The following is a 4,053-nucleotide window of genomic DNA, read 5'->3' on the forward strand; positions in this document are numbered from 1 at the left end:
GCGAGCAAGCCCGCTCCCACATTCGACCGCATTCTCATGTTGGAAATCGGTCAATTGTGGGAGCGGGCTTGCTCGCGAAGAGGCCGGCCCAGGCGATGCCAATCAAACAGCCAGCAAGCGCTCACGCAACTTGCCAATCTCATCGCGCGTCTGCGCCGCCGCCTCAAACTCAAGGTCCCGCGCCAGTTGGTACATCTTCTCTTCCAACTGCCGGATCCTTTTGGTGATCTCACTCGGCGAGCGCAATTCGTTCTCGTACTTGGCGCTTTCTTCGGCAGCCTTGGCCATGCCCTTGCGCTTCTTGCTGCGCGAACCGGGCACCACGGCGCCTTCCATGATGTCGGCGACGTCCTTGAACACGCCCTTCGGCGTGATGCCGTTGGCCAGGTTGAAGGCAATCTGCTTGTCACGTCGGCGCTCGGTCTCGCCAATCGCGCGCTCCATGGACCCGGTGATGCGGTCCGCGTAGAGAATCGCGCGGCCATTGAGGTTACGTGCCGCGCGGCCGATGGTCTGGATCAACGACCGCTCGGAACGCAGGAAACCTTCCTTGTCGGCATCCAGAATTGCCACCAGCGACACTTCCGGCATGTCCAGACCTTCGCGCAGCAAGTTGATGCCCACCAGCACGTCAAACACCCCCAGGCGCAGGTCGCGGATGATCTCCACGCGCTCCACGGTGTCGATGTCCGAGTGCAAATAGCGCACGCGCACGCCGTGGTCGGCCAGGTAGTCGGTCAAGTCTTCAGACATGCGTTTGGTCAGCGTGGTGACCAGCACCCGCTCTTCCAGGGCCACACGTTTAGAAATTTCCGAGAGCAAGTCATCAACCTGGGTCAGCGCCGGGCGGATCTCGATTTGCGGGTCCACGAGGCCCGTCGGGCGCACCAACTGCTCAATCACGCGGCCAGCATGCTCGGCCTCGTAGTTGCCCGGTGTGGCCGAGACAAAAATCGTCTGCGGACTGATGCTTTCGAACTCGTCGAAGCGCATTGGCCGATTATCCAGCGCCGACGGCAAGCGGAACCCGTACTCCACCAAGGTTTCTTTTCGCGAGCGGTCACCCTTATACATCGCGCCCACCTGCGGCACGCTGACGTGGGACTCGTCGATCACCAGCAAGGCGTCGTCCGGCAGATAATCAAACAGCGTTGGCGGCGCCTGCCCCGACTCACGGCCCGACAAATAACGCGAGTAGTTTTCGATGCCGTTGCAATAGCCCAGCTCCAGGATCATTTCCAGGTCGAAACGGGTGCGCTGCTCCAGGCGCTGGGCTTCCACCAGCTTGTTGTTGGAGCGCAGGTATTCCAGGCGCTCCACCAGTTCGCCCTTGATGCCTTCGATGGCGCCCATCAGGGTTTCACGCGGGGTCACGTAGTGGCTTTTCGGGTAGAAGGTGAAGCGCGGCAGCTTGCGGATCACCTCACCGGTCAACGGGTCGAAGGCCGACAGGCTCTCGACTTCATCGTCGAACAGCTCGATGCGGATGGCTTCGAGGTCGGATTCCGCCGGGTAGATGTCAATCACATCACCGCGCACACGGAAGGTGGCGCGGGCAAAATCCATGTCGTTGCGGGTGTACTGCAAACTGGTCAGGCGGCGCAGCAACTCGCGCTGGTCGAGTTTGTCGCCGCGATCGACGTGCAGCACCATCTTCAAATAGGTTTCCGGGCTGCCCAGGCCGTAGATGCACGACACCGTGGTGACGATGATCGCGTCCTTGCGCTCCAGCAGCGCTTTGGTGGCCGACAGCCGCATCTGCTCGATGTGGTCGTTGATCGACGCATCCTTCTCGATAAACGTATCGGAGGACGGCACGTAGGCTTCGGGCTGGTAGTAGTCGTAGTAGGAAACGAAATACTCCACCGCGTTGTTCGGGAAGAACGCCTTGAACTCGCCGTAGAGCTGCGCGGCCAGGGTTTTGTTCGGCGCCAGCACCAGGGTCGGGCGGTTAGTCTGCGCGATCACGTTGGCGATGCTGAAGGTCTTGCCGGAGCCGGTCACCCCGAGCAACGTCTGGTGCGCCAGGCCGGCCTCGATGCCTTCAACCATCAAGCGGATGGCTTCGGGTTGATCGCCGGCGGGTTCGAAGCGGGTGACAAGCTGGAAATCCGACATAACGTACCTCTTGAAGTCACCCGAGGTTGGACAGCACCCAGGACGAAATAGCTCGGCAACCCGCGAATAGTCATCGCAGGTTGCAGGAAAAAACCATGATAACTGTAGAAGTGGTGGCGAATGCGACGGGTTTCAAGGCAATCGTCCTGCCTGCCGTCTACGATCAAGGTTGCAATAAGACTAACGGTGGGCAAATAAACCGAAAAACTTGGCCGAAAAGCCGTTTCGGCTGTCGCCCTCCGCCGGGATGGCCTCTATACTAGCTCCCCGTTTGTGCACCGCTCTAGTGCATCCGGCTGGAGCGCGACACGTCCCTCCAATCCCCCATAGAGCTGCCGCAAAAATGAGCCTGTTCTCCGCTGTCGAAATGGCACCACGCGATCCAATCCTGGGCCTCAACGAAGCATTCAACGCCGACACACGAACCACCAAGGTCAACCTTGGCGTGGGCGTTTACTGCAACGAGGAGGGGAAGATTCCACTCTTGCGTGCCGTTGCCGAAGCGGAAGCCATTCGCGTGGCGCAACACGCCGCCCGTGGCTACCTGCCGATCGACGGTATCGTGGCTTATGACCAAGCGGTGCAAAAGCTGCTGTTCGGTGCTGAATCGCCGCTGCTGAGCGCGGGCCGTGTGATCACCGCCCAAGCGGTCGGCGGCACCGGCGCGCTGAAAATCGGCGCTGACTTCCTCAAGCAATTGCTGCCAAACGCCGTGGTTGCCATCAGCGACCCAAGCTGGGAAAACCACCGCGCACTGTTTGAAGCCGCCGGTTTCCCGGTGCAAAACTACCGTTATTACGACGCCGCCACCCACGACGTAAACCGCGCGGGCCTGCTCGAAGACCTCAACGCCCTGCCGCCACAGTCCATCGTGGTGCTGCACGCCTGCTGCCATAACCCGACCGGCGTCGACCTGAGCCCGGCTGACTGGCAACACGTACTGGACGTGGTCAAGGCCAAGAACCTCGTGCCGTTCCTCGACATGGCCTACCAGGGCTTTGGCGACGGTATTCACGAAGACGCCGCCGCCGTGCGCCTGTTCGCTGAATCGGGCCTGACCTTCTTTGTGTCCAGCTCGTTCTCCAAATCGTTCTCGCTGTACGGCGAACGTGTGGGCGCGCTGTCGATCGTCAGCGAATCCAAGGAAGAAAGCGCGCGCATCCTGTCCCAGGTCAAGCGTGTGATCCGCACCAACTACTCCAACCCGCCGACCCACGGCGCGGCCATCGTGGCAGCAGTGCTGAACAGCCCTGAGCTGCGCGCCCAGTGGGAAGCCGAGCTGGCTGAAATGCGCCTGCGCATTCGCGGCATGCGCGAGCAGATGGTGGCTGAACTGGCCCAGGCTGCTCCCGGCCACGACTTCAGTTTCGTCGGCCGCCAGCGCGGGATGTTCTCCTACTCCGGCCTGACCGTTGAGCAAGTCACCCGTTTGCGCACCGAGTTCGGCATCTACGCGCTGGACACCGGGCGTATCTGTGTGGCGGCGTTGAACCAGTCCAACATTGGTGCGGTAACAAAGGCGATTGTTCAGGTTCTATAAACCTGACGGCGCTGAACGAAGGGAAGCTGCGGCTTCCCTTTTTTAATGCCTGTCGGAAAACACCCTGCTCCCCTAGACTGAACCCTGACTGCCCCTTTGCTGTGAGAGCCTTATGAGAAACGACGACCTGGACCTGCGCGCCGACCGCGACGAACTGCACGACTTCACCCCGCGCGCCCCGCAAGCCAAGCGCCAGAAAAGCCTGGTGCTGCAAGTGGCGCTCGGCGTATTCCTCGGTGGCTTGGCGCTGTGGCTGGTGCAGTTAGGCGCGACCGCGATCATGGCGAAGCTGGCCATGGGCACTTTTCAATTTGGCGGCTAACGAAGATCACAATGTGGGAGCGGGCTTGCTCGCGAAAGCGGTGGGCCAGCCAATATATCCTTCACTGATACAC

Annotated in this window: 3 protein-coding genes; 2 read left to right on the forward strand and 1 reads right to left on the reverse strand. The window is 60.9% G+C overall.

Translation table 11 applies throughout. The features are described 5' to 3' along the window. Positions 1-102: 102 nt before the first annotated feature. Positions 103-2,118, reverse strand: a complete 2,016-nt coding sequence (gene uvrB / locus WBB95_RS14330; protein ID WP_424488173.1) for an excinuclease ABC subunit UvrB — start codon at positions 2,116-2,118, stop codon at positions 103-105. Between the two features lie 343 nt (positions 2,119-2,461). Here uvrB and WBB95_RS14335 point away from each other — a divergent pair, with 343 nt between their 5' ends. Both WBB95_RS14335 and WBB95_RS14340 read left to right on the forward strand, forming a co-directional pair. Continuing rightward, positions 2,462-3,658 carry an amino acid aminotransferase gene (locus WBB95_RS14335; protein ID WP_424488174.1) on the forward strand — a complete coding sequence of 399 codons (1,197 nt, stop codon included), beginning with the start codon at positions 2,462-2,464 and terminating at the stop codon, positions 3,656-3,658. Positions 3,659-3,770: 112 nt separating this feature from the next. Beyond that, positions 3,771-3,980: a hypothetical protein gene (locus WBB95_RS14340; protein WP_159958220.1), complete on the forward strand. Its 210-nt coding sequence runs from the start codon at positions 3,771-3,773 to the stop codon at positions 3,978-3,980. The last annotated feature ends 73 nt before the right edge of the window (positions 3,981-4,053 follow it).

The sequence above is a fragment of the Pseudomonas sp. genome, assembly GCF_049645325.1.
Lineage (GTDB): Bacteria > Pseudomonadota > Gammaproteobacteria > Pseudomonadales > Pseudomonadaceae > Aquipseudomonas.